27 protein-coding genes and 2 pseudogenes are annotated in these 26,559 nt (G+C 63.1%); 12 read left to right on the top strand and 17 right to left on the bottom strand.

The window, feature by feature from the left end:
* Positions 1 to 60 precede the first annotated feature (60 nt).
* On the bottom strand, positions 61 to 690 hold the full coding sequence (locus ACVMB1_RS05715; RefSeq protein ID WP_141339510.1) for a DUF2147 domain-containing protein: 630 nt from the start codon (positions 688 to 690) through the stop codon (positions 61 to 63).
* A gap of 102 nt (positions 691 to 792) precedes the next feature.
* On the opposite strand from ACVMB1_RS05715, the gene hpnO reads away from it, so the two are divergent.
* Positions 793 to 2,184: an aminobacteriohopanetriol synthase HpnO gene (gene hpnO, locus ACVMB1_RS05720; protein WP_057015689.1), complete on the top strand. Its 1,392-nt coding sequence runs from the start codon at positions 793 to 795 to the stop codon at positions 2,182 to 2,184.
* 102 nt (positions 2,185 to 2,286) lie between these two features.
* On the opposite strand, the gene ACVMB1_RS05725 is transcribed toward hpnO, so the two are convergent.
* From ACVMB1_RS05725 to ACVMB1_RS05740, 4 genes are all read right to left on the bottom strand, one after another.
* Positions 2,287 to 3,057 (bottom strand): anti-sigma factor family protein, encoded by a 771-nt coding sequence (locus ACVMB1_RS05725; RefSeq protein WP_057015688.1) that lies wholly within the window; start codon positions 3,055 to 3,057, stop codon positions 2,287 to 2,289.
* Positions 3,054 to 3,611 (bottom strand): sigma-70 family RNA polymerase sigma factor, encoded by a 558-nt coding sequence (locus ACVMB1_RS05730; RefSeq protein WP_018270594.1) that lies wholly within the window; start codon positions 3,609 to 3,611, stop codon positions 3,054 to 3,056. The genes ACVMB1_RS05725 and ACVMB1_RS05730 overlap by 4 nt, the downstream gene beginning before the upstream one ends.
* A 94-nt stretch (positions 3,612 to 3,705) precedes the next feature.
* Positions 3,706 to 4,029, bottom strand: a complete 324-nt coding sequence (locus tag ACVMB1_RS05735) for a cupredoxin domain-containing protein (protein ID WP_028338682.1) — start codon at positions 4,027 to 4,029, stop codon at positions 3,706 to 3,708.
* Positions 4,030 to 4,041: 12 nt separating this feature from the next.
* The gene (locus ACVMB1_RS05740) at positions 4,042 to 4,995 is read right to left on the bottom strand and encodes a metallophosphoesterase family protein (protein WP_057015687.1); all 954 of its coding nucleotides are present in this window, start codon (positions 4,993 to 4,995) and stop codon (positions 4,042 to 4,044) included.
* A 249-nt stretch (positions 4,996 to 5,244) separates the two neighbouring features.
* On the opposite strand from ACVMB1_RS05740, the gene ACVMB1_RS05745 reads away from it, so the two are divergent.
* Positions 5,245 to 5,652, top strand: coding sequence for a GFA family protein (locus ACVMB1_RS05745; protein ID WP_076833057.1), 408 nt, complete (start codon positions 5,245 to 5,247; stop codon positions 5,650 to 5,652).
* A gap of 98 nt (positions 5,653 to 5,750) precedes the next feature.
* Here ACVMB1_RS05745 and ACVMB1_RS05750 read toward each other — a convergent pair whose 3' ends face one another.
* The gene (locus ACVMB1_RS05750; RefSeq protein ID WP_057015685.1) at positions 5,751 to 6,257 is read right to left on the bottom strand and encodes a Spy/CpxP family protein refolding chaperone; all 507 of its coding nucleotides are present in this window, start codon (positions 6,255 to 6,257) and stop codon (positions 5,751 to 5,753) included.
* A 229-nt stretch (positions 6,258 to 6,486) separates the two neighbouring features.
* Between ACVMB1_RS05750 and cax the strand changes: the two genes are divergently transcribed.
* Positions 6,487 to 7,590 (top strand): calcium/proton exchanger, encoded by a 1,104-nt coding sequence (gene cax, locus ACVMB1_RS05755; RefSeq protein ID WP_456814146.1) that lies wholly within the window; start codon positions 6,487 to 6,489, stop codon positions 7,588 to 7,590.
* A 78-nt stretch (positions 7,591 to 7,668) separates the two neighbouring features.
* On the opposite strand, the gene ACVMB1_RS05760 is transcribed toward cax, so the two are convergent.
* From ACVMB1_RS05760 to ACVMB1_RS05775, 4 genes are all read right to left on the bottom strand, one after another.
* Entirely contained in the window at positions 7,669 to 7,956 is a 288-nt protein-coding gene (locus ACVMB1_RS05760) for a hypothetical protein (RefSeq protein ID WP_246786893.1), read from the bottom strand.
* 112 nt (positions 7,957 to 8,068) lie between these two features.
* Positions 8,069 to 8,515, bottom strand: a complete 447-nt coding sequence (locus tag ACVMB1_RS05765) for a hypothetical protein (protein WP_076833062.1) — start codon at positions 8,513 to 8,515, stop codon at positions 8,069 to 8,071.
* An 896-nt stretch (positions 8,516 to 9,411) separates the two neighbouring features.
* On the bottom strand, positions 9,412 to 10,137 hold the full coding sequence (locus ACVMB1_RS05770) for a hypothetical protein (RefSeq protein WP_456848328.1): 726 nt from the start codon (positions 10,135 to 10,137) through the stop codon (positions 9,412 to 9,414).
* 65 nt (positions 10,138 to 10,202) lie between these two features.
* Positions 10,203 to 11,255, bottom strand: coding sequence for an AraC family transcriptional regulator (locus ACVMB1_RS05775; protein ID WP_310885009.1), 1,053 nt, complete (start codon positions 11,253 to 11,255; stop codon positions 10,203 to 10,205).
* A 217-nt stretch (positions 11,256 to 11,472) separates the two neighbouring features.
* Here ACVMB1_RS05775 and ACVMB1_RS05780 point away from each other — a divergent pair, with 217 nt between their 5' ends.
* The 6 genes and pseudogenes from ACVMB1_RS05780 to ACVMB1_RS05805 all read left to right on the top strand — a co-directional run bounded on the left by ACVMB1_RS05780 (position 11,473) and on the right by ACVMB1_RS05805 (position 16,445).
* Positions 11,473 to 11,859 carry a helix-turn-helix domain-containing protein gene (locus ACVMB1_RS05780; RefSeq protein WP_141339516.1) on the top strand — a complete coding sequence of 129 codons (387 nt, stop codon included), beginning with the start codon at positions 11,473 to 11,475 and terminating at the stop codon, positions 11,857 to 11,859.
* A gap of 106 nt (positions 11,860 to 11,965) precedes the next feature.
* Positions 11,966 to 12,633: pseudogene (locus ACVMB1_RS05785) on the top strand (hypothetical protein).
* Between the two features lie 106 nt (positions 12,634 to 12,739).
* Entirely contained in the window at positions 12,740 to 13,081 is a 342-nt protein-coding gene (locus tag ACVMB1_RS05790) for an HdeA/HdeB family chaperone (RefSeq protein ID WP_141339574.1), read from the top strand.
* Positions 13,082 to 13,172: 91 nt separating this feature from the next.
* Entirely contained in the window at positions 13,173 to 14,606 is a 1,434-nt protein-coding gene (locus tag ACVMB1_RS05795) for a DUF1254 domain-containing protein (protein WP_141339518.1), read from the top strand.
* A gap of 193 nt (positions 14,607 to 14,799) precedes the next feature.
* Positions 14,800 to 15,812, top strand: a pseudogene (locus ACVMB1_RS05800) (SphA family protein).
* Between the two features lie 123 nt (positions 15,813 to 15,935).
* Positions 15,936 to 16,445, top strand: coding sequence for a DUF2721 domain-containing protein (locus ACVMB1_RS05805; RefSeq protein WP_246786895.1), 510 nt, complete (start codon positions 15,936 to 15,938; stop codon positions 16,443 to 16,445).
* Positions 16,446 to 16,471: 26 nt separating this feature from the next.
* On the opposite strand, the gene ACVMB1_RS05810 is transcribed toward ACVMB1_RS05805, so the two are convergent.
* From ACVMB1_RS05810 to ACVMB1_RS05830, 5 genes are all read right to left on the bottom strand, one after another.
* Positions 16,472 to 17,374, bottom strand: coding sequence for an alpha/beta fold hydrolase (locus tag ACVMB1_RS05810; protein ID WP_141339520.1), 903 nt, complete (start codon positions 17,372 to 17,374; stop codon positions 16,472 to 16,474).
* Between the two features lie 7 nt (positions 17,375 to 17,381).
* The gene (locus tag ACVMB1_RS05815) at positions 17,382 to 19,001 is read right to left on the bottom strand and encodes a GMC family oxidoreductase (RefSeq protein WP_141339522.1); all 1,620 of its coding nucleotides are present in this window, start codon (positions 18,999 to 19,001) and stop codon (positions 17,382 to 17,384) included.
* A 197-nt stretch (positions 19,002 to 19,198) separates the two neighbouring features.
* On the bottom strand, positions 19,199 to 20,506 hold the full coding sequence (locus tag ACVMB1_RS05820; RefSeq protein WP_076833079.1) for an MFS transporter: 1,308 nt from the start codon (positions 20,504 to 20,506) through the stop codon (positions 19,199 to 19,201).
* A 231-nt stretch (positions 20,507 to 20,737) separates the two neighbouring features.
* Positions 20,738 to 21,190 (bottom strand): MaoC family dehydratase, encoded by a 453-nt coding sequence (locus tag ACVMB1_RS05825; protein ID WP_057015675.1) that lies wholly within the window; start codon positions 21,188 to 21,190, stop codon positions 20,738 to 20,740.
* Positions 21,191 to 21,201: 11 nt separating this feature from the next.
* Positions 21,202 to 21,693, bottom strand: a complete 492-nt coding sequence (locus ACVMB1_RS05830; RefSeq protein ID WP_057015674.1) for a MaoC family dehydratase — start codon at positions 21,691 to 21,693, stop codon at positions 21,202 to 21,204.
* Positions 21,694 to 21,863: 170 nt separating this feature from the next.
* On the opposite strand from ACVMB1_RS05830, the gene ACVMB1_RS05835 reads away from it, so the two are divergent.
* Positions 21,864 to 22,634, top strand: a complete 771-nt coding sequence (locus ACVMB1_RS05835) for an IclR family transcriptional regulator domain-containing protein (RefSeq protein ID WP_076833082.1) — start codon at positions 21,864 to 21,866, stop codon at positions 22,632 to 22,634.
* Between the two features lie 164 nt (positions 22,635 to 22,798).
* On the top strand, positions 22,799 to 23,425 hold the full coding sequence (locus ACVMB1_RS05840; RefSeq protein WP_141339524.1) for a pyridoxamine 5'-phosphate oxidase family protein: 627 nt from the start codon (positions 22,799 to 22,801) through the stop codon (positions 23,423 to 23,425).
* 43 nt (positions 23,426 to 23,468) lie between these two features.
* Here ACVMB1_RS05840 and ACVMB1_RS05845 read toward each other — a convergent pair whose 3' ends face one another.
* The gene (locus ACVMB1_RS05845) at positions 23,469 to 23,894 is read right to left on the bottom strand and encodes a hypothetical protein (protein ID WP_057015672.1); all 426 of its coding nucleotides are present in this window, start codon (positions 23,892 to 23,894) and stop codon (positions 23,469 to 23,471) included.
* A gap of 262 nt (positions 23,895 to 24,156) precedes the next feature.
* Between ACVMB1_RS05845 and ACVMB1_RS05850 the strand changes: the two genes are divergently transcribed.
* On the top strand, positions 24,157 to 25,329 hold the full coding sequence (locus ACVMB1_RS05850; protein WP_057015671.1) for a M20 aminoacylase family protein: 1,173 nt from the start codon (positions 24,157 to 24,159) through the stop codon (positions 25,327 to 25,329).
* A gap of 3 nt (positions 25,330 to 25,332) precedes the next feature.
* Here ACVMB1_RS05850 and ACVMB1_RS05855 read toward each other — a convergent pair whose 3' ends face one another.
* Positions 25,333 to 26,514 (bottom strand): cytochrome P450, encoded by a 1,182-nt coding sequence (locus tag ACVMB1_RS05855; protein ID WP_057015670.1) that lies wholly within the window; start codon positions 26,512 to 26,514, stop codon positions 25,333 to 25,335.
* Positions 26,515 to 26,559 lie beyond the last annotated feature (45 nt).

The following is a 26,559-nucleotide window of genomic DNA, read 5'->3' on the forward strand; positions in this document are numbered from 1 at the left end:
CCGGCTTGGCAGGCGCCGCCGAGCCGCGATGTCAGCGGACGGTGTTCCCGCAGGTTTCCGCTAATGCGTCGGTCGCGCGATGTCGGGGAGCAGGCAGATATCGCCCACGGCGTCAGCCTGCGCATTGGCATTGCCCGGGGCCTGCTTTTGCCCCGGCTTGGTGGCCGGCGCCACGGCACCGGTGGTTTTCTGCGGTGCTGCTGACTTGGGCTGGGTGCCCTTCGCCGCCGGGCTGCCGGCGGCGCTCACCGGAATCGGCGGACCGACGCGGGTCCAGGTCTCGCCGCCGCACAGGAAGCCGAGCACGCAGCCCTGGATCTCGAGCTGATCGGTGCCGACGGGCTTGATGGTCGAGCTGTAGAGCTGGCCGTCCTTGGCGTTGTAGACCTGACCTTCCCACGCATCCGCGCCGGCCTTCTTCTTCATGTCGATCAGGATCGGCATGCCGAGCGTCGGCCTGCTCTGCTTCGCAGGATCAGGATTGTTCTTATCCTTGCCGCCTGGGGTTTTTTCCCAGGACACCGCACCCCACATGCTGCCATTACACTGGGCGACGCGGATGGTGGCGACACCGTCAGCGACCTTCCAGTCGCCGGTCGGGTCCGCTGCAAGTGCCGGTGATAATACGGTGGCCAAAAATAAACCTGAAAAGGCTATTGTACGCGCGAAAGTTCTTGGGCAGTGCAACATGGTCCAAACCTGTGCTTGACTGGACGATCCGAGCGGGGGTCAAAACGCCGCTAGCGAGCGTTTTAAGTTGACGAGATGGCCATCAACCGACGTATGTAACGAATGGTAAGTTCCAATTTAGACGTTTCCGAGATTTTTGTGGAGCGCGAGGGGCAGCGCGGTGCCATGCACACGCGTCACCTCAACGAGCAGCTCGTTCGCGTTCTCAAGACCATCGGCTACGACGTCGGCTTCCAGAAGGGGCAAGGCCAATACCTCTTCGATCGTCAGGGGGCTCGTTACCTTGATCTATTGAGCGGATTTGGCGTTTTTGCGATTGGCCGCAATCATCCGGCCCTGCGCCAGGCGCTGAAGAGCGTGCTCGACGCCGATCTGCCCAATCTCGTGCAGCTCGATGTCTCGACGCTCGCCGGCGTGCTCGCTGAACGTCTTCTGGAACATGTTCCATATCTGGACAAGGTGTTTTTCGCCAATTCCGGCGCCGAAACCGTCGAAGCCGCGATCAAGTTCGCGCGTGGCGCGACCGGCCGCCCCGGTATCGTCTATTGCGGGCATTCGTTCCACGGCCTGTCCTACGGCGCGCTGTCGCTGACGGATGATTCGAATTTCCGCGGCGGATTCGAGCCGCTGCTGCCGGGCTGCACTCCGATTCCCTTCAACGATCTCGAAGCGCTGGAGAAGGCGCTGTCGTCGCGCCAGGTCGGCGCCTTCATCGTCGAGCCGATCCAGGGCAAGGGCGTCAACATGCCCACCGACGAGTTCCTGCCCGGCGCGCTGGCGCTGTGCCGCAAATACGGCACGCTGTTCATCGCCGACGAGATCCAGACCGGCATCGGCCGCACCGGAAAATTCCTCGCGATCGAGCATTGGGGCATCGAGCCCGACATGGTGCTGCTGGCGAAGGCGCTATCCGGCGGTCATGTGCCGATCGGCGCGCTGCTGACGCGCAAGAACATCTTCGACAAGATCTTCAACCAGATGGACCGCGCGGTCGTGCATGGCTCGACCTTTGCCAAGAACGATCTGGCGATGGCCGCCGGCATCGCCACGCTCGACGTCATCAAGGCCGAGAAGCTCGTCGAGAACGCCGCCAAACGCGGCGCCGAGCTCCGTCTTGCGCTGACGCGCATGGTGCCCGGCTATGAACTGATGAAGGAAGTGCGCGGCAAGGGCCTGATGATCGGCGTCGAGTTCGGTCCGCCGAAATCGCTGCGGCTCAAGGCGTCGTGGAATCTGCTGGAGACCGCCAACAAGGGCCTGTTCTGCCAGCTGATCACGGTACCGCTGTTCAAGGATCACAAGATCCTGACCCAGGTCGCCGGCCACGGCCTCCACACCATCAAGCTGCTGCCGCCGCTCATGATCACCGAAGAGGACTGCACCTGGATCGAGAAGTCGTTCGACGACGTGATCGCCGGCAGCCACAAGGTGCCCGGCGCGATCTGGTCGCTCGGCAAGACGCTGGTCGACAACGCGGTGCGCAAGTCGGCGTAGGCCTCACGATGTAGCCCGGATGGAGCGAAGCGAAATCCGGGATTCTCACAACCGGCAAGACCGTTCCCGGATTGCGCTTCGCTCCATCCGGGCTACAAGATTTCACCCCTCCTTGTTGGCGCGCATTGCGCCCTCGAACTTGTCGCCGAACTCGCTCAGCTCGTCGGCGCCGAGATCGCTGACCGCCCAGTAGTTCAGGCCGCGGTCGCTCCAGCGGCGGATGTTGAAGCCCTGCAGTGTCGAGATCTTCGCCGCCTTGCGTTCGGTGTTCGCGGTCTGCGCCACGAACAGGTTGATGACGTGCTGGCGCCGCTTGTAGACCACGGCGCCGATCTCGCGGGCGTTGACGTAGTCGAGCCGGCCGCCGATCAGCGTGAAGCCCTGCGCGGTGAGATCGATCACCGGCGGCGAGACGTCGAGCTTGCCGTTGAACCAGGGCTTGACCGTATGCTGATCCGTCGAGATCACGTCGGTGAGGTGGCCGGCCTGCAGCGAACGCAGATGCGCCGACACCACCTCGTTCTCGATGCGCTGCTCATCATCGTTGCGCAGCACGATCGCGACAAGGCCGGTCGCTGCCATCGCCGACACCGCGGAGCCCAGCGCGAAGCCGCGCAGCACCGAGCGCCGGGTCGGCGCCGCCTGCGCTTGCGGTTGCGGCAGTGACTTCTCGATCTTGCGGCGCAGCTCGAGCGGCGCCTTGTAGCGCAAATCGCTCTCGGCGATCGCCTGGCGGATCTCCTGATACTCCTTCATGAGCGCGGCACAATGCGCGCACCCCTCGACATGGACTTCCACTTCGCGCGCATGGCCGGCGTCGAGTTCGCCGTCGATCAGCGCGTGGATCAGCACTTCGGCTTCCTCGCAGGTCATTTCGCTTGCTCCTGTTCCGCAAGCCAGGCCGATCGCAGCATGGCGCGGGCACGCGCGAGGCGGGACATCACGGTGCCGACCGGCACGGCGGCGACATCGGCGATCTCGCGGTATGAAAGATTCTGGATTTCCCTGAGAACGAAGGTCTCGCGGAACGGCTCGGCAAGCGCCGCGACCAGCTTGCGCACGGTTTCGCCGTCGAAGCGGCGCAGCAGCTGCTTTTCCGGGGTCTCCGGGGCTTCATTCCATAACGGGGTCTGCTCGCCGCCTTCGGGCAACTCCTCGACCGCGGTCGGGGCGGTCTTGCGCCTTGCATATTCGGCACGGCAGACATTGCGCAGGATGGCGAACAGCCACGGCTTCATCGCAGGTCCGCGGTAGCTGTCGAAATGCTTGTAGGCGCGCAGATAGCATTCCTGCACCGCATCCTCGGCGTCGGCGGCATCGCGCAGCAGATAGCGGGCCAGCGTATAGGCGTCGTCAAGGTACGGCAGCGCGGCCTCGCGGAAGCGCCGCGCCTTTTCGGGATCGTCTTGCGACGCGTTGACAACCATCGTGTCCTGTCCGGCATGTCGAGAGACGGCTCGTGCCCGGCCGGGGGCGGAGGGCCACCGGCCGGGCATGGTTGTGATTGTATGGGTTGTCACGTTACCCAACCTTGACACTGCCTGTCATGTGCGGATGCAGCGAGCAGAAATACTTGTACTCGCCGGGCTCCGTGAAGGTGAACGAGAAGGTGCCGTCGGTATCCATGGTCTTGGAGCGGAATTTGCCCGCGCACACCACGGTGTGCGGGATGTCGTCGCGGTTGGTCCAGGTCACGGTCGTGCCGACCTTCACGTCAAGCTGGGGCGGGGTGAACGAGAAGTTGTCGATGTGAACCGCGGTATCTTCGGCGCGGGCCGCCGTGACCGGCAGCAGCATGGTCGCGACCACGGCGATCCCGAAGTCGCGTCGATTGATCGAACTCATCGGTCTTGTCCCTCAGCCTTGCAGCGGCGTGTCGATGATCGCCAGCGGCTGGCTGTTCTGCTTGAAGTTGATGCTGGCGACGCCGAGCATGCTGCGCAGCTTGGCATCCTCCACCTTCATCGGGCCGGGCGAGGGGGCGGAGCCCGGCGCCGGCTGCGGGAAGGCGGTCGAACGCGCGGTGTGGAAGGTGACGTTGCCCTCGACCTTCTGCATCACCTGGTGGATGTGGCCGTTAAGCACTGTGACCGAGCCGAAGCCCTTGACGTATTCCAGCGCACGGGCGCCGTCCTCGGTGCCCCAGCCCCATTGCGGATAGACCGTCCACAGCGGGATGTGGGCGAACAGCACGATCGGCGTCGACTTCGAGCGGCCCTTGAGGTCGTTCTCCAGCCATTCGAGCTGCTCGTTGCCGAGATTGCCGAGGCCGCCGCCCTTGAGGTCGACGACGTTGACGAGGCCGATGAAATGCACGCCGCCGGCATCGAACGAATAGTAGCCCGGACCCTTGGTGCCGCGGCCGTAGCGCTCCTTGTAGAGCTTGACCTCCTCGTCGATGAAATCGTGCTCGCCCGGCACGTAGTGCACGTCGAGCTTGGCCTGCGAGATGATGCGATCGGCGTCATCGAATTCGGATGCCTTCGACAGATGCGTGATGTCGCCGGTGTGGATCATGAAGGACGGCTTGACCTGCATCGCCCGGACCTTGTTGATGGCCTCTTCCAGCGTGCCGATGGCGTTCGGGTTGGCCGGCTTGTCGAAGCCGACATGACTGTCGCTGATCTGCATGAAGGTCATGCCGGGCGCAGCTTCCGCAGCCGCGGCCGAGCCGACGATGCCGAGCGAATGCGGCACGCCGCCGGTGACGGTCCACAGCACGCCGGTGCCGGCCCAGGTCATGCATTCCAGCACCTTGCGTCGGCTGACGCCTTTTTCCTCATCGCGATGGTCGTGATCGTGTCCGCTCATGGCAAGTCTCCCGTGGGCCCAGGGATTGGGTTTCCGGGGAGGTGATCGGCGGGGCTGGGGCTTTATTCCCGAGGCCTCGGCGGGGCCGAGGGCAGGGATGACGATTTCGTGAGGTGCGACGCCGGCCCGCATGATCGGCAGGCGCAGGGGACCGCGCGACAGCTCGACGCAAGGGCAAGATACGCAATTGAAGCATTGCTTCTCGCAGCGTTATCGATCCGGCAAACCACTGATCAAGCGGAGGAAAACATGGCTGACGTCACCGGCGGCTGTCACTGCGGCGAGATCCGTTACGAGGTGACCGGCGAACCGGTCGTCCATGCTTTGTGCCACTGCACCGATTGCCGGCGCCACGCCGGCGCGCCGATGGTTGGCTGGATCATGGTTGCCGAGGACATGGTCAAGGTGACCAAGGGGCAGCCCAGGATCTACCGATCCTCGGAGCATGGCCGGCGGCACTTCTGCGCGAACTGCGGCAGCGGACTTTTCTATACCAATGGCAACATGCTGCCCGGGTTCATCGACATCCAGAGCGGCACCTATGACGATCCCGACGCGGTGCCGGCCACGATGCATATCCAGGTCGCGGAGCGGCTGCGCTGGATGGAGGATGCGCATGAGCTGCCGACCTTCGACCGCTTTCCGCCGCCGGAATGACCGCCGGTTGATGAACGCGGCGCGGCCTCTGGCGAAGAGGCGATGCGCGCCGCGACATGGAATCGCCCCGCAACGTAGACGCCTGCGCCCGTTTGGCTTTACTCGTCCTCGTCTTCCGGACCGCCGCGCTGCTCGATTGCATTTCGCACGCTACGCATGACAGCGAACGACACGAACGCCATCCTTCTCTTCTGATCATCGCTCAATGTCTTGTAGAGCGGCTCCCAGGCATCGGCGAGCTTCTTGAGGTCGGTCCCGCGCTGAATCAGCCGATCCGCCCTGCGCTGCATGAATTCGACCGGATTGCCTTCATGCATTCCGTCCATCGGTCCGTTTTCGTGCAATTCGGCAATGCGCTCCAACCGAGCCTGCCGATTTTTCGCTCTGGTGCGGATCGCATCCTCGATGGCCGGCCAGTACTTCTCCTGATCCGGAGTCAGCTGCAAGGCGGCCTTGACGATGCCGACGCGCATGTCGGTCAGGCTCTTCAGGTCGGCGGCGCTGGGTGGCGCAACGCCGACAGTCGGGGATGTCTCTGCTGCGATGGCGAGAGACGAGGTTGTCATCAAAAGTGCAATCGCTGCGGCGGCTGCGTTCCTCGTCATTGCAAACTCCTGAGCTGCTTTTCTTGGACGTCCCGAGAAGGAAAACATAGCCGGATCGGCTGCCGGTTGATCTAGGTCAAAGGGGCAGGGAGCCGGAGGCAGGAACGCTCTTCTGACCGTTCGCAAAATACCGAGCGACGTCGGCTGTTTGCGGGTTGAGCTAGATTAAGCGCGGGCGGTCCATGGTGTTCAGAAATTGCTGTCCAACTCCCACCGACCGGGCGGTCCCATGCACCTTCTGCTCAAGGAAATTCGTCACAATCCATTATTCTGGATGCTTGTCTTCGTGCCGATTGTGCTGGTGGTCGAGACGGCAGCTCCGTCCGCCCACACAGCACTGTTTGTGCTCGCCGTGCTGGCCATCGTGCCGTTGGCTGCCCTTCTCAGCCACGCGACGGAAAGCGTCGCGGAGAAAACGGGCGACGCAATCGGAGGCTTGCTCAACGCAACCCTGGGCAATCTGACCGAGCTGATTATCGCGATCGCTGCGCTGCATGCCGGCGAATACATGCTGGTGAAGGCATCGATCGCTGGTGCCATCGTCACCAATTCACTCTTCATGCTCGGCGCATCGTTCCTGCTCGGGGGGCTCCGCCATCACGTTCAGGAATATAACCGGGCCGGCGGGAGGATGTATGCAGCGCTGCTACTGATGGCGACGATTGCGCTGCTTGCGCCCTCGGCTGTCGCCGACCTCGATCTGGCGCGCGGCGAGGCCATGGCGCTGGCTCTCAGTACGGGCCTCGCTGTGCTACTGATATGCGCCTATGGGCTCGGCTTGCTGTTCTCGCTCAAGACACACAAGGAGCTGTTCGCAAGCGAGGAGCATGGCGAAACCGGCGGCGCCGGCTGGCCGATCGGACTTGCGTTAGGCACCCTTCTCGTCGTCACGGTGCTGGTTGCGCTGGTCAGCGAAATATTCGTCAGCTCGGTGCAGAAAGCGGGCGAGACGCTGGGATTGAGCCCGGCGTTCGTCGGTTTCATCATCGTCGCGCTGGTCGGCGCCGCGGCAGAAATGGCGGTCGCGTTTTCTGCGGCGCGCAAGAACCGTCTCGATATGAGCGTCAGCATCGCGCTCGGCAGCGCGTCTCAAATCGCCTTGTTTGTCGCGCCGGCACTGGTGCTTCTGAGCTACGTCGTCGGTCCGAAGCCGATGGATTTGCAGTTCTGGCCGGGCGCCGTGACGATGGTCATGATCGCCTCCGTGACGTCCTGCTTCATCACCAACAGCGGACGGTCGGCATGGTTTATCGGCGCCTTGCTCGTGCTCATCTATGTGATTTTCGCCATGACCCTGTACATGGTGCCACCTGGATCGCACGGCCCGGTTTGATCAACGGCGAGCGTTGCCGGCACCAATCCGGACGAGGGCGCGTGTTCTTCGTCGCGTTCACGCGGACCCCTGATGGCTTTAGAGCGGTAGCTCGCTCTGACCGCGCGTCCAGTCGATGATGTCGATCTGGAGCCCCCGTTTCAGAATCTCGGCCTCAAGATTGCTGGCATGCCGCTTCCATTCGGCCGTCGACCGGACCCGGAATTTTGGATCTTCACCGTTTGCCTCGAACTCATCGTCGGCTTCGAGCGCGCCGCGAACAGCCTCGTACATCATCTTAAGGCTCGCGTCGGTGAAGGCGTCGTACTCCATCGAGCCGTCTCCTTGGAAAAGCAAAATGCAAGCGACCGCCACGATGGCGATCATGGCGTCTCTTTGCGATCGATCCATTCAACATGGACATGCCGATGCCTGACCGAAGCTCGACAGCGAGCCGGTGCGGTGCAACCGCACGTCCATCCATTGCAGCTCAGCCGGATCAATACTGCGGGCAGACCATTTGCCCGTATTCATTGTAGTAGCAGCTTTGGTTGCCGTAGTAGCCATAGGCGCCATACGCGCCGGCTGCGGCTGCAGCGCCGACGGCGGCAGCACCATAACCCCAGCCCGGCCGATAGTAGCCTCTGCCGTAGCCGGGATAGCCGGCGACCGGGCGGCCAGGGCGCCCTGCAATCGGTCGACCGGGATAGCCCGGACGCCCTGCAATCGGTCGGCCACCTGGACGGCCGGCAACGCGATATCCTCCACCGTGAACTCTTCCGCCGCCTACATGCATGCCACCGCCACGCATCCCGCCGCCGTGAAAGCCGCCTCCGCCGCCGCGGAAGCCGCCGCCTCCTCCGCGACGGGCATAGGCGTCATCAGGAATCAGGCAGACAGCGACGAGAACCAGAGCCGCCAGAGCGGCGAGGATGCAACGAAGCATGGCGTGTCCTCCCTATGGGACAATTTGCGAACGGCGACACTGCGACAATTTCGCCTCGCGAGATTGACGTAGATCAACGGAATGCAGCAGGGCGCGCGTTCGAAAAGGGTCAGGCAGCTGTCATCAACCCCAGGCACAATCTGTACTTTGCTGCCGAAGCATCTTGCCTGGAATGCGAACGTGAGTTCCATGACATTTGCTTTCGCCTCAGTCAGGCGACAGCCGTCGTTTCTTTGCCGAGTTCACCTGGTGCTTTTACGTCCTGCGGAACGCAGCCAAGAGGATCAACGTGCGGAAAGCGGATGTGACGTGCGCGTGCTGTGGCGCAGGTTTCCGGCGGTTGGAGCTATGGTCCGAACCTGGCGCCAAAGGTGAGTATCACTGTCCCGTTTGCGACTACTTGCTCGAGGCATTCGATGGCACCAACCTGATCGCCTATCGGCTGACGATCCAGCCGGTGCGCGCGCCGGCCTACTCGGTCAAACCGATCGACGATCAACAATAGCCGGACGATTGGTTGCCGCGAGCGCGCTTCGGTTTTTGAGGTAACGGCTGACGCCATGACTGTTTGGCCGTGTCACTGCACCGATTGGCGCAGCATCCCGGCGCGCCGATGGCCGACCCGGTGACGGCCGCAGAGGACGCAGTCAAAGTGACCGGGGCAGAACTACCTGTCGTAGGAGCACGGTCGGGGGCGGGTCGCTCGCACCCTCGTCGGATGGTCTCGGTGCTTGCTTGCTCGGGCGGCCGGGCGCCGGCTAGTTCTTGACGGCATACAGAGGCGTTCTGAAAGTCAGTTGATAGGCCGGTTTCGGCACCCACATGATTTCGGCTGTGACGCCAAACAGTCGGTTGTCATTATCGTCCACGCGGTCGAGATCGATCCGCACGATCGGTTACGCAAAGGGCTGAATGGATGCGAGGTTCAGAAGCTGCGCGCCCTCGAAGGATTGCACGCCCACGCGGCCGGTAAATTTCCAATTGTTCGGCCATTGATAGTAGCCGCCGACATAGGCAATCGTGTTCGGGTTGATCCTTCCCAGCGCACCGTCGACGTCGGTTCGCGTGTATTGGAAACCGCCGAGGAAGCCTCTGGTCTCATCGGAATCGAGCGCATAGTCAAATTCGAGAATGTTGTTGAAGGAGGTTGTGCTCAGTGGACCATCGGGAATCGACTTTGTGATAGTCGACTGCAGCGTCACGGTAGGAAAGGTTCCACCGTTCTGCTCGTAAAGGTCGGCCTGGAAGCCGATGTTCCAGCTTGTGATTTGAAAGGACGAAAAGCCGGCGCTTCCAAAGCTCGTCGAACTACCGGAGACGCCGGCATAAAGCGAGGCGCTCTCGGTGACATCGACCGTCAGCGGAAAATCCATATTGAGAGATTTCGCTGCTGGCAGGCCGACCGGAAATGCCGCGCCGCCTGATGTCGCAAGCGTCTGCGTATTGAACAGCGTCGGATGGCCAAAGCCGAACGCGAGCGATCCTGCCGGAACCTGTGCGTAGATCGTCCTGAGGTCGAGATAGATCGTCGGCACCGAAGCATTGGCAAGGCCATCATCGTTTGCGGCAAAGGCCTGCGCAACCGCGACGGCGATAAGCAGCGCGCACAATGCCGCGCTCAAGATCGATCCGGGAGCCAGGAGCCCCGCGTTGTTACGTGGCGGCGCGTTCAAGGCGAGAACCTTCCCTAGGCGCGGCGATTGCCATTGGATCGGGAGGCAGGCCGATCGATCGTGGCTTGTCCGTTGCTCGACCTTTGCCGAAACTCCCGTGGGGTGCAGCCGGAAATCCGGCGGAAAGCCCGCGTGAAGTGGGCGGGGTCGGCATAGCCCGACGAGAATGCAACGTCGATGATCTTGATTTCTGTGCTGCCCAGAAGCTTGGCCGCATTGTTGAAGCGAGCCTGCTCAAGCAGACCCGAATATGTCAGACCAGCGAGCGAAAGCCTCCGCTGCAGACTCCTGGTGCTCACGCCCATCATCTCGGCGGCCTGCATGATCGTGAGGCCTCCTTGATCAAGGTAGGAGGGCAAGCTTAGCTTCAGTGCGCTGACGACGTCCTTTCCGAATGACTGCGGCTCGTGATCGGCGGGCGTCGGCCGAACGTCGTTTGCGGGATTTGCAAGACTGAGGAGTTCTGCCGGCACTTCGATCCATGACGCCTTTTGACCCGACATGAAGCGCGTGTTCGGCCAATGCGACTGGACCTCCGGGCTCGGCGTATAGAGTGCTTCAAACGCAATCACTCTCGGAGACCAACTGATCCCGGCGAACTGACGGACGATGTGCAGGACGAATATGTTCTGAAGCCACTGGGATATCTCAAGATGGGAAATGCCCTCCGTTCCAGTAAGCTTGCTGCAAATCTTCAAGTTCTCGCCGCTTGGCTCGAGCCATAGCTGGAGGATCGTATCTTCGCACGGCGCCCACCGGCAAATTTGCTGCAGGGCAACCAGAAGCGTTGGCGCATGGCGCACCCGCGCCCGCATGGCTTCGCTCAAATGTTCGAACGAGAGCCGCTGGGCTGCGCGAAAGGCGATTTCCGATAGGCCCTGCTTTTGCTGAGCGGCCGTCGCGAACCGAACCGCCGGCAGCAAAGGCACGTAATGATCCGCTTTTTCTTCAAAGGACGTCGGGAGTTGAAATCTGGCGAGAAGTGCTGCCGTCGGGCCGCCTATTTCAGAATGGAGCTCAGCGAACGGGATCAGAAATTGACAACGGGTCAATGGAATGACGGTCATTACTACCTACCCAAGAAGTTTTGCCGCGATCGCAGCTTAGCAGGCCGGAACTCGTCTTGCGTTGTCTTTATCGCGAAACCAGCTGCGACGACGCGTTCGACGAATTCCGGTTCGCGAAAGTTTTGGCGGCCGATGGCCAGATCGGTGGACGCAGCTGCTTTATCTTGAAGCGTCGTTTTTCTTGCAGGAGCACGGGCTTCACGCCTCAAACCAACCGATGAGAGCTGTCCGATTGCCTTCAGCCCAGGCGGTCCGCGCAGTCATTGTCGCGTCGCTGCGACACGGTGACGCAACTCTTGATAGCACCGCTCGCGCCCTCAAGATCAGCTCGCGCACGTTGCAGCGACACCTTGGTCGCCTGGGCACCAGCCACAGCGACATACTCGCGGAGGTTCGCTTGAACATCGCTTGCCGCTTGCTCGTAGACTCAAGCAAGCGGCTGTCGGAAATCGCGAAATTCGTCGGCTACAGCAACGCCAGCAGCTTCAGCCGCAGGTTCGTGCGTTTGATGAAAATCCAACCTATCGTTTACAGGCAGCGGCAACTTGCCGATCGGCAGGGCCAAGCGTGCCATCGCAAGAGATCCCACACCGCTGGGCCATGACAATTCCGATCATTGGCGCGAAATGGCAAGACGCGCGATTTGAATTGGCGCGAAATGCTTAGCGAAGCTGATTGCCGAGATAGCGCTCCCCAAAGGAATAACAAACATGACCCTTCGCTCAGCTCTGTTGGTATTTTGCGTCGCCGGATTGATTGCCGCTCCCCATAAGGTGCTTTCCCAAACTGCACCCGAGAACAAACCACACGTACCGCTCGAGAAGTCGATAGGTCAGGCAAAGCCGGAAGTCGTGCCATCGCTCTTCGTCCTCAACTCGCGCGGTGCGAGCTTGAAGGACGGGAAGCTTGTGCTGACGGGGGTTTCACCGAATGCGATCGTGTTCGCCGATCGGCCCGTGAGGGCAGCCGGTCATGATCTCACATCGCGCATTGTCGAGGATTGGGGCAATGGCAGTGACAATTTCGCAAAGGACCCTCCAAACGCCACGGTGTCCGGTTCAGGAAAGACGGATCATCGGTAGCGGACGCCGTCGTCGTCTTGAAATCGCCCAAGCTCGAAGGCGACAGGCTGACTTTCGATGTCGATATGCTCGAAGGCGACCTTGCGGGGGCTGATGGACCGGCGTCGATCTTTATCGACATCATCGGTCGTCCATTCACGCCGCTGTCTTTTGCCGGCGTTGCCCGCCGCACCGCCTGGCGAGGTGCTTACTACCGCGGCGCTGCAATCGCGGGTGCGGCCGCGCTTGGGGCTGCGGCAGCCTATCCGTACTACGCCCCCCGATGCGGATACTATCCTTATCCGCCTTGTTACTGAGCAACGCGACCGTCGCGTCGAAGCCGCTGGGCCGACAGGTGGAAGATCGGCCGCGATCTAAGCCGGGCACGCGAGCTCACAGGAGAGCATCATGAGACGAACCGCTATGATCGCAGCATCGCTGATCGTCGCCGGCATTCAGTCGGCGCACGCGCAGACAGACCTCAGCGCCTACGCCAACGCCGAAGGCTATCTGGACGTTCAGAAGCTGACCTGCGCGCAACTCGCCGGAACATGGCAGGGAGACGCCGACCTTCTCACTGCCTGGTACAGCGGTTGGTACAACGGGCTTGCGCGCAAGCACTACCTCGACATCAAGAAGTCCCGCGAGGCCGAGCACGAAGTAATCCAACATTGCAAGGCGCATGCTGATCAACTCATCATCGAGGCGATCGCGGTGGTCTTCAAGGATATGAGAGCGGCGCTCGGGATCAGGATGCAGCCCTGACCCGCGGGATCGGACACCTTTTACGGCAGGCCGACAGTCGGAGCAGCCTGACGATTGTTTGAAGACCATTCGATTTGCAAAGGAGAGAACAATGGAGATCACGCGTCGCAATCTTGCGCTCGGCGGAATGGGTCTGCTCACCGGAGCGGCGATAGGTCGACCAGCCGTCGCCGAGGAGGGAGCTTTCGCGGGTGTCGGTCAGGGCTTGGAGGACTTCTGGCTCGCGAGCGACGCCTACATATTCGGCTATCCGTTGGTGACGATGGAGATGACGCGGAGGATCATCACCAACGTCGCGGAGCCCGTGGGCACGCGGGGGCCGATGGGCCATATCATCAAGCTGCGTCAATATCCGGACGCGTCGTTCCGTGACGTCACTGCGCCCAACGCGGACACGCTCTACACCACGTCCTTCTTCGACGTCGGCAAAGAGCCGTGGGTCCTCAGCATCCCGGACATGAAGGGGCGCTATTTCCTGATGCCCATGCTTGATGGCTGGACGACGGTGTTCCAGGTGCCGGGAAAGCGCACCACCGGCACCGGTGCACAAACCTATGCCATCACCGGGCCCGGCTGGAAGGGCACGCTGCCGGACGGCGTGAAGGAGTACAAATCGCCCACCAATATCGTGTGGCTGCTCGGCCGCATCTATTGCACCGGAACGCCGGAGGACTACGCCGCCGTCCACAAGCTGCAGGATGAGTGCAAGCTCGTTCCGCTCAGTGCTTACGGCAAGCCGTACACACCGCCTCCAGGAAAGGTCGATCCTTCGATCGACATGAAGACGGCCGTCCGCGAACAGGTCAATCGCATGGACGCGGTGTCGTATTTCAAGCTGCTATGCGAGCTCATGAAAAGCAACCCGCCGAACGCGGCAGACGCGGCCCAGCTCGCCAAATTTGCCCGCATCGGCATCGTACCCGGGCGGGACTTTGACGAGACCAAGCTGAAGGCGGACTTCCTGAAGCGTGTGCCCGAGGTGTCATTCGACAGGATCATGCTTCAGTTCAAGGTCAACAAGGCCATCACGGATGAGAACGGCTTTGCGTTCACGACGAAAACCGGCATCTACGGGACGGACTACCCGATGCGGGCCCTGGTAACCGCGATCGGACTCGGCGCCAACCGCCCGCAGGATGCCGTCTATCCGACCTCGCAAAAGGATGCGGATGGCCGCAAGTACAATGGTGCGAACAAATACGTCATGCGGTTTCCCAAAGGCCACTTGCCTCCGGTCGAGGGATTCTGGTCGCTCACTATGTACGACAGCAGCTACTTCTTCGTGAACAATCCGCTCAACCGATATTCGATCAGTGCGCGGGAAAATCTGAAGGAAAATCCGGACGGCTCGACCGATCTCTATATTCAGAAAGACTCGCCCGGCAAAGACAAGGAATCGAACTGGCTTCCTGCGCCCGAGGGAGATTTCATACTCATGCTGCGGATGTATTGGCCGCAGGAAACCGACCCCTCGATCATCAACGGCACTTGGACGATTCCGGCCGCCAAGAAGATCGGGGCCTGAGAAACTGGATTCATGCCGGCTCCAACCGGGCCGGCATGAATCAATGTGCTACAATTTTGGGGCGAATCGTGCGCTTGAGCGAGCCGTACAGGTCGCACCGCACCAAAGGGGGCGTGACATGCGGCTTCGCGGTCTTTCGATGAGGCGGCGACCAAACGGGCGAGGCAAGACACTCAGGGATGTCGGCATCGCCATGATACTGGTCATGGCGTCAGTTTCGTCTGAGGCCGCGCGTGCCGACGAGGCCGGCGTCTCATACTGGCTTCCCGGCCGCTTCGGCAGCCTCGCTGCGACCCCGCAGGTCCCTGGCTGGTCGATGGCGGAGGTCTACTATCACACCAGCGTAAGTGCATTCGGCAATGCCGCGGCCGCCAGGGAGATCCAGGTCGGCAGAATCCCCGCCGCGGCTAACGTCAACCTAAACCTGCATCTCAACGCGCAGGCGGATCTCATCCTTCTCAATCCCACTTATACGTTCGCAACGCCGGTGCTGGGTGGCCAACTTGCCATCGGCGTGACCGGGCTGTTCGGACGGTCGAGCGCGGATCTTGCGGGGACGCTGACGGCGGCCGTCGGTCCGCTGGCGACAACCCGCACCGGCAGCTTCGGCGATTCGATCACATCGGTCGGCGACCTCTACCCGCAGGCGACGCTGAAGTGGAACGCCGGGGTGCACAATTTCATGAGCTATGTAACGGGAGACATCCCGGTCGGAGCATACAGCCCGAGCAGCCTTGCCAATCTCGGCATCGGTCACGCGGCCATCGATGCCGGCGGCGGCTACACCTACTTCAACCAGCAGGCGGGCCACGAATTTTCCGCGGTCGCGGGCTTCACCTACAATTTCAAGAATCCGGATACCCAGTACCAGAGCGGGGTCGACTTCCATCTGGATTGGGGCGCCTCCCAATTCCTGTCAAAGCAGGTTTTCGTTGGCCTGGTTGGATATGCCTATCAGCAGGTCACCGACGATTTCGGCCAGCACCCTGTCCTGGGAGGCTTCCGGTCCCGCGTGCTTGGCGTTGGTCCGCAGATCGGCTTCCTGTTTCCCGTAGGCGACATGCAGGGTTATCTGAATCTCAAAGGGTATGGAGAATTTGCAGCTGAGAATCGCCCGGCGGCTGGAATACCTGGTTGACGTTCTCGATCTCTCCGATGGCGCCGACCAGCACCGTGACGCCGACCCGACGGGTCGTGACAAAATAGCAGCGCTGCTGGCGCCTTCGATTGTGCCGAGATCACGCCACTATGGGCCGCAACCGTGTCGATGCCCGCCGTTCGGACGCCACCCGGCAATTTTAGCCGACGCCGGTTCGATACGCGGGCGTCGTGATTGTCAGCAGGGTCCACGCTGCCAATGCTCGGCCGATTGGTTTCAGCCGCGCCAACCCGAAAGTGGAGTCGATGTTACCGGATACGCCGTCGGTCAGTCAGCTCTTTCAAGTGATTTCTCAAGCGGCCGCGCCCGCATTTCTGCTTGGCGCATTGGCGGCCTTTATCGCGGTGCTGATTTCCCGCCTGAACCGGATCATCGACAGGTCGATTTACCTGAACCAAATTTCGGATCAGGATCAGGCGAGATGCCGGCTCAAGGCAGACCTGCCGCGTCCTGCTCGGCGCGCCACCATGATCAATCGCGCGATCTTCTGGTCCATCATGGGAAGCATTTCGATCAGCGTTGTCATCGTCGTCGGCTTTGTGAGTGCGTTCCTTCACATCCAGCACGAGCGGGGCGTTGCCATTCTCTTCATTGTTGCCGTTGTGGCTTTCATCGTGTCGTTGGTCGATTTCGCGCGAGAGGTCCGAATTGCCCTGAGCGAGTTCGATCACTACGGCTAGACGCAACGCATTGATACGTGCACGCCTTAACGCGCACGCGCGGCAAATGTCGTGAGCGCTGCCACCATCAACTCCGGCGCTTCCTGCGCGACGCAATGTCCGACACCGTCGAACGTCCAGCGGCTCGCATGCGGGATCAGCGCCGCGGCGCGGTCGGCCATTTCCTTGTAGATTGGCCATGACTGCTCGGTGGTCGCGATGCAGACCGGGCAGGCAATGTCGCAGAACCAGGGGAACGGATTACCGCGGGCGTCGCCGGTGTAGATTTGCTCCATGGCCTGGAAGATCGGCCCGAGCAGGGCCGACTCGATTTCCGGCGTACAAAGCAGCCGCATGCGGCCGTCGCCGAGCCGCGCAAAGCCGTGATGGACATAGGCCCACAGCGACCGTTCGGTCCATGGTGCGAAGGCCGGCGCGGCGCGCAGCCGCTGGAACAGATCGTCGGCGCTGTCGAACTCGGCCCGGCGGCGCAGCACGCCCTGCACCGAGCCGTTCGCGATGTCGCTGAGGCCTCCGGCGCGCGGCGCGCGCGGATCCATCGCGGTCGGCTCCGTGACATGCAGGCGCGCGAAGCGACCGGGCATCAGTCTGGCTGCGAGCAGCAGGTCGGTTGCGCCGGCACTGTGACCGATGGCGTAGATGTCATGGAGGTCGAGGCGCTCCACCACCATGCGGACGTCTTCGGCAAAATCCTGGAAGTGATAGCGATCGGCCGGCGGCTTGTGGCTCAAGCCATGGCCGCGGCGGTCGAGCGCATAGACGGCGTGATCGGCAGCAAGCGCCTCCGCGACCTCGGTCCATACCTCCGCGACAAAGCCTGTGCCGTGCAGCAGCAGCGCCGGCGGCTTGTCCGAGGCCGGCTCGCCCCATTGCGCCACCGCAACCTGTGCACCGGTATCGCCGACCAGAAAGCGCTTCGGGGCGTTCATCGTTGTTTTATCGTGCATCCTGCAGGATCATCGCCGCGGCCTTTTCGGCGATCATCGCCGTCGGCGTATTGGTGTTGCCCGAGGTGATGGTCGGCATCACCGAGGCATCCGCGATGCGCAGGCCGTGCAGGCCGTAGAAGCGCAGCCGCTCGTCGACCACGGCCATCGGATCATTGGCCGTTCCCATCTTCGCGGTGCCGACGGGGTGGAAGATCGTGGTGCCGATGTCGCCGGCAGCCTTGGCGAGCGAAGCATCGTCGTCGCCGACCGAGGGGCCGGGCAGGAATTCCTCGGGATGATGTTTCTCCAGCGCCTTCTGCTTCATCAGCCTACGCGTGGTGCGGATTGCGTCGGCCGCGACCTGGCGGTCGTCGTCGGTCGACAGATAATTCGGCGCGATCGACGGCTTGTCGTCGGGAAGGGACGATTTGATGCGCACGGTGCCGCGCGAGCTCGGCTGCAGATTGCAGGCGCTCACCGTGATCGCGGGGAAACGGTGCAGCGGATCGCCGAACTTGTCGAGCGACAGCGGCTGCACGTGGAACTGGATATTGGCGCGCGAGCGCGTCGCGTCCGAGCGCGTGAAGATGCCGAGCTGCGACGGCGCCATGGTCAGGGGACCACGGCGGCGGAATGCGTAGTCGAGGCCCATCAGGCCGCGGCGCACGAGATTGTAGTAAGTTTCGTTCAGCGTACGCACGCCGGAGACCTTGTAGATCGCGCGCTGCTGCAGATGGTCCTGCAGATTATGGCCGATGCCCTGCACGTCGAGCACGATGTCGATGCCGAGCGGCGACAGCCATTCGGACGGACCAATGCCGGAGCGCTGCAGCACCTGCGTGGTTCCGATCGAACCGGCGCAAAGGATCACTTCACCCCGGGCGCGCGCCTCCACCGTCTCATTGCCCTGCCGGAACAGCACGCCGGCGGCGCGGCCGCTCTCGATCACCAGGCGGTCGACCAGCACGTCGGTTTCGAGCCTGAGATTGCTGCGGTTCAGCACCGGCTTGAGGAAGCCGCGCGCCGACGACCAGCGCCGGCCGCGCTTCTGGTTGACGTGGAAGTAGCTGGTGCCCTCGTTGTCGCCGGTGTTGAAATCCGGGATGCGCTTGATGCCCATCTCCTCGGCGGCATCGCCGACCGCATCGAGGATCTGCCACGACAGCCGCGGCGCCTCGATGCGCCAGCCGCCGCCGACACCATGATGCTCGCTTTCGCCGAGGAAGTGATCCTCGAGCCGCTTGAACGCCGGCAGCACGTCGCTGTAGCTCCAGCCGGTGAGGCCGAGCTGCCGCCAGTGGTCGTAATCCTCGGCCTGGCCACGCATCGAGATCATGGCGTTGATGGCGGAGGAGCCGCCTATCACCTTGCCGCGCGGGTAGGCGAGCGCGCGGCCGTTGAGGCCGGGCTCGGCCTCGGTCTTGAACATCCAGTCCGATCGCGGATTGCCGATCGCGAAGAGATAGCCGACCGGGATATGAAACCAGATCCAGTTGTCCTTGCCGCCGGCTTCCAGCAGCAGCACGCGCTTCTTCGGATCGGCCGACAGGCGGTTGGCCATGATGCAGCCCGCCGTGCCTGCGCCGACGATAATGTAGTCGAAATCACCCTCGAGCCTTCGCGGCATGTCCTCGTTCCCGGCAAGCGTCTTTTGTTGGGCCCCTTCTATAGCGTTTTCGAGCGAAGTGGAGCCCGGTTCGCGTGAAGAAAACGCGTCAACACAAGAAAATAGAACTCGGTTCTGACAGAGTCAGGACCGAGTTCTATCCAGACGCAGCGGGCCGACACAAGCCCGGCAGTGGATGCCGGGCGTGCGCTGGATGATCAGGGGCGGCTCGGTTCGGCCAGTGTGACCTCATGGCTCGCGCGGGGAACACAGACGATCAGCGTCAGCATGCCGATGCCGAGCACGGCGCCGACGAGGGCGAGCGGTGCGTAGATGCTCCCGGTTGCGGCAGTCATCCAGCCGATCAGGGCAGGGCAGACCGCGCCGCCGAACGAGCCGATCGCCGAGATCAGCGCGATGCCGCCGGCCGCGGCGCTGCCCTCCAGCATCGCGTTCGGAATCGTCCAGAACAGCGACAGGATCGCGAAGATGCCGATCGAGGCGACGGCAAGCAGCGTGACGGTCAGGAGCACGCTGTCTTGCGCGGCCTGCAAGGCGATGAAGCAGGCCGCTGCGACGAGGCCGCAGCAGACCACGTGCCAGCGCCGTTCCCGTGTGCGGTCGGAGCTGTAGCCGATCAGCACCATGCCGATCGCGGACGCAACCGAGATCGCGCCGCTCAGCCAGCCGATCTCGGTGGTGGTCGCCACGCCGACGCGTTTCAGCAGCGTCGGAGTCCACAGCAGGATGGTGTTGAGCGAGCAGAAGAACGCGAAGTAGATGAAGGAGAGCAGATAGACGCGCGGCTCGCGCAGCGCCGCCGCGAAGCTCCGCGTGGTGCCGGGAACGGCGGCGCGGTCGCGGGCGAGATCGCTTGCGACCTGCCGCCGCTCGTCGGCGCTCAGCCAGCTCGCGACCTGCGGTCCGTCGGCGAGGTAGAAATAGGCGGCGATGCCGAGCAGCACGGCCGGGCCGCCTTCGAGGATGAACAGCCACTGCCAGCCATGCAGGCCATGGACGCCCTGCATGTGATCCATGATCAGGCCCGACAAGGGACCCGCGATGACGCCGCCGAGCGGGACCGCCATCACGAACAGGCTCGTCATGCGGCCGCGCACGCGATCCGGGAACCACAGCGTCAGATAATACAGGATGCCGGGGAAGAAGCCGCCCTCGGCGGCGCCGAGCAGGAAGCGTAGCAGATAGAGGTGATACTGGTTCTGCACCAGCGCGAGTAGCACGGTGACTGCGCCCCACAGTACCATGATCCGCAGCAGTGTCTTGCGGACACCGACCTTGACCAGCAGGAGATTGCTCGGCACTTCGAGCGCGACATAGCCGACCGAGAAGATGCCGGCAGCAAGCCCGAACACGGCGTCGTCGATCTGCAGGTCGTGCAGGAATTGCAGCTTGGCAAAGCCGATGTTGAAGCGGTCGATGATCGCAACCGTGTAGCAAGCCAGCAGGAACGGGATCAGGCGCCAGGCGATCCGTCCATAGAGCCGCGAATGGGCCGCATCCTGCATGAAAGTCTCCTCAAGTGATTATTTGATTGTTTGTTGGTGCCGCGACGGCGGTAGGCTCCCTCGCCCCGTTCTTAGGGGGAGAGGGTTGGGGTGAGGGACCGTCTCCCCATAGACGGTGACAGCAACCCTCGCGGAGGCTCGCCCTCACCCGGAATGCATCTAGCGATGCATTTCCGACCTGTCCCCGCAGGCGGGGCGAAAGAGCCCGTTGCTCCGATCGAGTGCGCGCGGCTAGCCTGCCTTCGCGTTCGGCGGAAACTCCAGCATCGCTTCGCCGGCTGCGACCGTCTCGCCGCGTTGGTTCTGTACGGCGACGTCGACCAGCACCCAGCGCGACTTCGCGGTCGTTTGCTTGGCTTTGATGGTGCCGGCCGGACGGATGGTGTCGCCGGGCTTCACCGGCTTCAGCCAGCGCGTCTCGAGCCTGCGATGGATCGCGCCGGCAGGCGTTGCCCAGTCGGTCAGCATGCGCGAGATCAGGCCGAAATTGTTCATGCCGTGCATGATGATGCCGCCGAAATTGGTCTTGCCGAAATCGCCCTTCATGTAGTTGTCGTCGAGATGCAGCGGGTTGTAGTCGAGCGACGCGTCGCAGAACAGGCGGATCGATTCGCGCGAAACCGCAAATGCCGGGCCGTCGATGGTGTCGCCGGCCTTGAGAGATTCGAAATTCGCCGTGGTCATGGTGATCCTCCTTACATCGGACGGATGGTCTGGCCGCGACCCGAGCAGATCACGTCGCCATGCTGGTTGAAGAAGACATTGTCGTGCACCACGAACAACCGCTCACGCTTGATGAACTTGTCGAGCGCGCGCGCCTGCAGGGTGATGGTGTCGCCGGGGCGTGCCGGGATGTTGTAGCTCCACGACTGCCCGGCATTGACGGTGCCCGGCGAGCGCATCCAGTCGTCGGCCGGCGTGCAGGCGAACATCAGCAGGATATGGATCGCGGGCGGCGCGATCAGCCCGGCATAGGGCCCGGCCTTGGCGGCTGCTTCGTCAAGATAGAGCGGATTGGTCTCGCCGACTGCGCGGCAGTACAGCGCGATCGCTTCCTGCGTGAGCTTGTAGGGCAGCGTCTTGCGCGGCTCGCCGGGGACGATGTCGTCCCACACCTTGCGCAGCTTCGCGTCCTTCCAGAAATCGGTTTCGAACGGGGTGGCCGCAGAACTTTCTGCTTGCGCCATCGTGCATCCTCCTGCTATTGAGTTCGCCAGGCGAACAATTCATTCGCTATATGAATTCACGCTAGCGCGGTCGGGAGCCCCTGACAAGCGCGCAGGGCCGCGTCATGTGCAGGCCGCCATGCGGGCTGCGATGTCATGAGCGCGATGACGGAACCAGCTGGGCGCCCGCCATGAGCAAAGAGAGTGACGGCTTCGTGCGCGCGATTGCGCGCGGCTTCTCGATCATCGAGGCACTCGGCAAGCCGCCGGGGCGGCACACGCTGGCGGAGGCCGCCGATACTGCCGGCCTCAACCGCGCCACCGCGCGGCGTATCCTCGCGACCCTGATCGCGCTGAAATATTGCGCCTCCGACGGACGCTATTTCAGCCTGCGGCCGCGCGCGCTCGGGCTCGGCCTGTCCTATCTCAACGCCTTGCCATACTGGGGTCATGCGCAGCGTGCGCTGGAAAACCTGCGCAACGAGATCGGCGAATCCTGCGCGATGGCGGTACTCGACGAGGATGAGATCGTCTATGCGCTGCGCCTGCCGGCGCGGCGGATTCTTTCCGCCAATCTTGGCGTCGGCAGCCGGCTGCCCGCGCATCTGGTCTCGCTCGGCCGCGTCATGCTCGCGGCGCTGCCGCCCGGCACCCGCGAGGCTTATCTCGCGACCGGGGGCTTCAGGCAGGTCACGCCGCGCACGGTCACCGATCCGGAGCGTCTCGGCGAGTTGCTCGCGCGCGTCGAGAGCGACGGCTATGCCTGGGTCGATGGCGAGCTCGATCCGGCGATCTGCGGCATCGCGGTGCCGTTGCGCGATCCCGCGGGCGCGGTGGTCGCCGCGCTCAGCGTCAACACGATCTCGGGGACGGTGAGCGAAGCCGGCGCGCGCAAGAAGTTCCTGCTGCCGCTGCGCCGCACCGCGCAGGAGATCCGCAGCCAGATGCTGACATCAGGGTAGGGGACGGCCGTTATCGACGCCTTTTCACCCGCTCCGGACCTGGATGGCTTTCCACGCCCATGCCGAATGAATAGTCTTTCGCCTTGCTGGCCGGGTGAACTGCCAAGGAAAATCGCGGCCACGTCAAAGTGCAGATCGATTGCTCAACTTGCCGGAGGATTGCCGTGGCCGACCCAGTCCGCGCCCCTTTCTATCACGACGGAATGCGTGAGTTGCAGGACCGCTTCGACGGTCGGCGTGTCGCCGACGGCCTCGAGAAGCATCGCCTCCACTTCGAATTCTGGGAACAGGACCGCAAGCTCATCGAGGAGACGCGCTTCTTTTTCATCGCGACCAGCTACCAGGACAACGTCGATTGCTCGATGCGTTCCGGCGATCCCGGCTTCGTGAGGATCACAGGGCCCGATACGCTTGAATTCCCTGAATACGACGGCAACAACATGTACCGCACGCTCGGCAATATTCACCGCAACCCGAACGTCGGGTTGCTGTTTGTACGGCTCGACGGCAAGACGTTTCGCACGCGCATCCGAGGCAAGGCAACGATCCACGACAGCGCCGAAGTGCTTGCCGGGCATCATGGCGCGAAGGTCGTCGTGCGCGTCAAATGCGAGATCTTTCCAAATTGCCCGCGCTACGTTCCGGACCTGATGGGCGCCTCAGCGGACGTACCGGCGAATCTTTACGTGCCTCGGCCCGGGTACGAGCCGCCCGCCCCGGAATGGAAAAGCCGGGATTATCTCAAGGACGTCCTTTCGAAGTACGATCCGCATCGGAAACGTGACGCATAGCGGACAGCCAGGAACCGCATCCGGACGAGCGAGCAAACCGCGATCAGGGCAGCGGCGCCATGTAGGGAATGCTGCCGACCAGAGCGAACACCTGCACCGCGTTGCACAGCATGCCGCCCCAATGCAGCTGGCGCAGCCGCCGCACCGCGGTGGGATCACCCGAGTCTCGCGCGTCCGCCTCAGCATCGAGCCGCCGCAAGAACCATCGGCGCGCCAGCACCGCGAACGCCGCGATCAAGGCGATGCCAAGCGCAACGGCGAACCGGCCGGCCGTGGCAAAGGCGAGCGTGCCGATCACGCCCGAAACAGTGAGCACCAGGAAGTAGGCATTGAACATGCCACGCAGCAGCCGTGTGACCGGCGGGACGTCGAGCTTCACAAGCAGGAACGCCGGCGCCGCCAGCAGGAAGTATCCCATCGGCACCAGCAGGATGATGGTGGAAAACAGGACCGCTTGATCCGGCGTCATGCAGCCGCTCCGTGTTGGAAGGCGAGAGGATTTCGGTGCGGGAAACCTGGGGTAGTATCCGTGCGGGATATGTGCCGCACTATTAGGCTTTGGTCGGATGCGATGATATCAGACCTGAGGTCTGCGCAAAGTCCAGCGAGGGACGGCCCGCATCCCGATTGCGAATGCAGGCTCCAGCCGCGAGCATGCCACATCTGTTTGGGTGGACCGGCTCTTGCATGCTAGAGATGACTTACGTCCAACCTCTGAGGCCAGAATTCTCATGCCCATCGTGAACCGCGTCGCCGATCTGCAACCCGATATCCAGGCCTGGCGCCGCGACATCCATGAAAACCCCGAGCTGCTCTACGATGTGCACCGCACTGCATCATTCGTCGCCGACCGGTTGCGCGAGTTCGGTTGCGACGAGGTCGCGACCGGGCTCGGCAAGACCGGCGTGGTCGGGGTCATCAAGGGCAAGAAGGGGCCGGCGAAGGGCGACGTCAAGGTGATCGGCCTGCGCGCCGACATGGATGCGCTGCCGATTCACGAACAGACCAATTTGCCCTACGCCTCGAAGACGCCGGGCAAGATGCACGCCTGCGGCCATGACGGCCACACCGCGATGCTGCTGGGGGCGGCGCGCTATCTCGCCGAGACGCGCAATTTCGCCGGCGAGGCGGTCGTGATCTTCCAGCCGGCCGAGGAGGGCGGAGCGGGTGCCGCCGCGATGATCAAGGACGGCCTGATGGACCGCTTCGGCATCGAGCAGGTCTACGGCATGCACAACGGTCCGGGGATTCCGATCGGCTCGTTCGCGATCCGCACCGGCCCGATCATGGCCGCGACCGATGCGATCGACATCAAGATCGAAGGGCTCGGCGGTCACGCCGCGCGTCCGCACAAATGCATCGATTCCGTGCTGGTCGGCGCGCAGCTCGTCACCGCCTTGCAGCAGATCGTCGCGCGCACCGTCGATCCGCTCGACTCCGCCGTGATCTCGATGTGCGAATTCCACGCCGGCAACGCCCGCAACGTGATCCCGCAGACCGCGGAGTTGCGCGGCACCGTGCGCACGCTGACCCGCGAGGTGCGCGACCTCATCGAGAAGCGCGTGCGCGAGGTGGTCGACGGCGTTGCGAAGATGACCGGCGCGAAGATCGATCTGACCTATGAGCGCGGCTACCCGGTCACCGTCAACCATGAGGCGCAGACCGAATTCGCGAGCCGCATCGCGCGCGAGGTCGCGGGCGCGTCCAACGTGCACGAGATGCCGCCGCTGATGGGCGCCGAGGATTTTTCCTACATGCTGGAAGCGCGGCCCGGCGCCTTCATCTTCTGCGGCAACGGCGACAGCGCCGGCCTGCATCACCCCGCCTACAATTTCAACGACGAGGCGATCGTCTTCGGCACGTCGTATTTCGTGAAGATCGTCGAGAACGCATTGGCGGCGTGAGGCTCAAGCGTCCCAGCGCACCGGCAGCGTCACCGGACCGCGGAACACCCAGCCGCGCACGACCGGCGGAGCCTCCGCGCGGAGGCGCAGATTGCGCAGGCGCGCGAACAGCATCGGCGCCACGATCTTGCCGACGGTCAGCCGCGACACCCAGGTGCCGGCGCAGAAATGCGGTCCGGCGCCGAACGCCAGATGCGATTGCTTGGGCCGCGTCACGTCGAAACGATCCGGCTCGGCGAAGCGGCTGCCGTCGCGGTTCGCGGCGCCGACGCAAAGGCCGATCTGAAGGTCTTGCGGCAGCGTGATGCCGGAAAGATCGACATCGCGGGTGACGCGGCGCGGATACATGCCGATCGGCGAGATCCAGCGCACCGCTTCCTCGAGCGCGGCCGGCCACAGATCCGGCTTTGCCAGCACGCTGTTCTTCTGCGGCGGGTTTTCCAGGAGGCCGAGCACGAGCGTCAGGATCGCGTCGCGCGGCTCGTTCAGGCCGCCGCCGATGATCACCTTGATGTTGGCGCGGATGCCCTCGATCGGCATCGGCGGATCGGCATTGATCATCGAGGACAGGACCGAAGGATTCGGCTGGCGGCGGTGATCGTCGAGCACCGCGTCGATCGCGGCATCGACCTCGGCGCTCGCCTGCATCGCCTTGCGCTCGATCTCGGCGTCGGCGGCGTAATTGCCCGCGCCGTCGATCAGCGCCTGCGACCACTCGGCGAGGGTTTGCCACGGCATCTTGCGAAACCCGATCATTGCCATCAGGCTGAGCGAGGCCATCGGCGCGGCAAGGGCGGAGAACAGATCGGCCTCTTCGGTCGCCAACAGATCATCGATCAGTTTTTCTGCGATCGCGGTGAATTGCGGCGCCCAATGCTCCTTGATTGTGGCCGGACGGAACGAGGGCTCGATCGCCTTGCGGCCGATCGCATGCTCGGCGCCGTCCTTGCGCATGAAGGTCGGCCCCATCACCTTGTTGACCAGCGAGGCCGGATTATCGGCCGAGTAGGTCGCGGGATCGCGCTCGATCCGCATGATGTCGTCGAAGCGCGTCACCAGCGTCAGCTTCGCGGGCGCGACGAAGACCGCCGGCGCGATCTCGCGCAGCCGGCGGAAGATCGGATAGGGGTCGTCGAGCAGATCCTGATACGCGATATCGGTGACGACAGGCACGGCGCTGGTCATTGGTCCTCCCGGAAGCGCTTTTTCGCCAAGGCTAGCTCCGGGTGC

Source organism: Bradyrhizobium sp. USDA 4504, assembly GCF_054063995.1.

What these genes read in the sequence shown, in the direction of transcription:
- ACVMB1_RS05715 (WP_141339510.1), bottom strand. Translation starts at nt 690, where the DNA reads ATGTTGCACTGCCCAAGAACTTTCGCGCGTACAATAGCCTTTTCAGGT.
- hpnO (WP_057015689.1), top strand. Translation starts at nt 793, where the DNA reads ATGGTAAGTTCCAATTTAGACGTTTCCGAGATTTTTGTGGAGCGCGAG.
- ACVMB1_RS05725 (WP_057015688.1), bottom strand. Translation starts at nt 3,057, where the DNA reads ATGACCTGCGAGGAAGCCGAAGTGCTGATCCACGCGCTGATCGACGGC.
- ACVMB1_RS05730 (WP_018270594.1), bottom strand. Translation starts at nt 3,611, where the DNA reads ATGGTTGTCAACGCGTCGCAAGACGATCCCGAAAAGGCGCGGCGCTTC.
- ACVMB1_RS05735 (WP_028338682.1), bottom strand. Translation starts at nt 4,029, where the DNA reads ATGAGTTCGATCAATCGACGCGACTTCGGGATCGCCGTGGTCGCGACC.
- ACVMB1_RS05740 (WP_057015687.1), bottom strand. Translation starts at nt 4,995, where the DNA reads ATGAGCGGACACGATCACGACCATCGCGATGAGGAAAAAGGCGTCAGC.
- ACVMB1_RS05745 (WP_076833057.1), top strand. Translation starts at nt 5,245, where the DNA reads ATGGCTGACGTCACCGGCGGCTGTCACTGCGGCGAGATCCGTTACGAG.
- ACVMB1_RS05750 (WP_057015685.1), bottom strand. Translation starts at nt 6,257, where the DNA reads ATGACGAGGAACGCAGCCGCCGCAGCGATTGCACTTTTGATGACAACC.
- cax (WP_456814146.1), top strand. Translation starts at nt 6,487, where the DNA reads ATGCACCTTCTGCTCAAGGAAATTCGTCACAATCCATTATTCTGGATG.
- ACVMB1_RS05760 (WP_246786893.1), bottom strand. Translation starts at nt 7,956, where the DNA reads ATGATCGCCATCGTGGCGGTCGCTTGCATTTTGCTTTTCCAAGGAGAC.
- ACVMB1_RS05765 (WP_076833062.1), bottom strand. Translation starts at nt 8,515, where the DNA reads ATGCTTCGTTGCATCCTCGCCGCTCTGGCGGCTCTGGTTCTCGTCGCT.
- ACVMB1_RS05775 (WP_310885009.1), bottom strand. Translation starts at nt 11,255, where the DNA reads ATGACCGTCATTCCATTGACCCGTTGTCAATTTCTGATCCCGTTCGCT.
- ACVMB1_RS05780 (WP_141339516.1), top strand. Translation starts at nt 11,473, where the DNA reads ATGAGAGCTGTCCGATTGCCTTCAGCCCAGGCGGTCCGCGCAGTCATT.
- ACVMB1_RS05790 (WP_141339574.1), top strand. Translation starts at nt 12,740, where the DNA reads ATGATCGCAGCATCGCTGATCGTCGCCGGCATTCAGTCGGCGCACGCG.
- ACVMB1_RS05795 (WP_141339518.1), top strand. Translation starts at nt 13,173, where the DNA reads ATGGAGATCACGCGTCGCAATCTTGCGCTCGGCGGAATGGGTCTGCTC.
- ACVMB1_RS05810 (WP_141339520.1), bottom strand. Translation starts at nt 17,374, where the DNA reads ATGAACGCCCCGAAGCGCTTTCTGGTCGGCGATACCGGTGCACAGGTT.
- ACVMB1_RS05815 (WP_141339522.1), bottom strand. Translation starts at nt 19,001, where the DNA reads ATGCCGCGAAGGCTCGAGGGTGATTTCGACTACATTATCGTCGGCGCA.
- ACVMB1_RS05820 (WP_076833079.1), bottom strand. Translation starts at nt 20,506, where the DNA reads ATGCAGGATGCGGCCCATTCGCGGCTCTATGGACGGATCGCCTGGCGC.
- ACVMB1_RS05825 (WP_057015675.1), bottom strand. Translation starts at nt 21,190, where the DNA reads ATGACCACGGCGAATTTCGAATCTCTCAAGGCCGGCGACACCATCGAC.
- ACVMB1_RS05830 (WP_057015674.1), bottom strand. Translation starts at nt 21,693, where the DNA reads ATGGCGCAAGCAGAAAGTTCTGCGGCCACCCCGTTCGAAACCGATTTC.
- ACVMB1_RS05835 (WP_076833082.1), top strand. Translation starts at nt 21,864, where the DNA reads ATGAGCAAAGAGAGTGACGGCTTCGTGCGCGCGATTGCGCGCGGCTTC.
- ACVMB1_RS05845 (WP_057015672.1), bottom strand. Translation starts at nt 23,894, where the DNA reads ATGACGCCGGATCAAGCGGTCCTGTTTTCCACCATCATCCTGCTGGTG.
- ACVMB1_RS05850 (WP_057015671.1), top strand. Translation starts at nt 24,157, where the DNA reads ATGCCCATCGTGAACCGCGTCGCCGATCTGCAACCCGATATCCAGGCC.
- ACVMB1_RS05855 (WP_057015670.1), bottom strand. Translation starts at nt 26,514, where the DNA reads ATGACCAGCGCCGTGCCTGTCGTCACCGATATCGCGTATCAGGATCTG.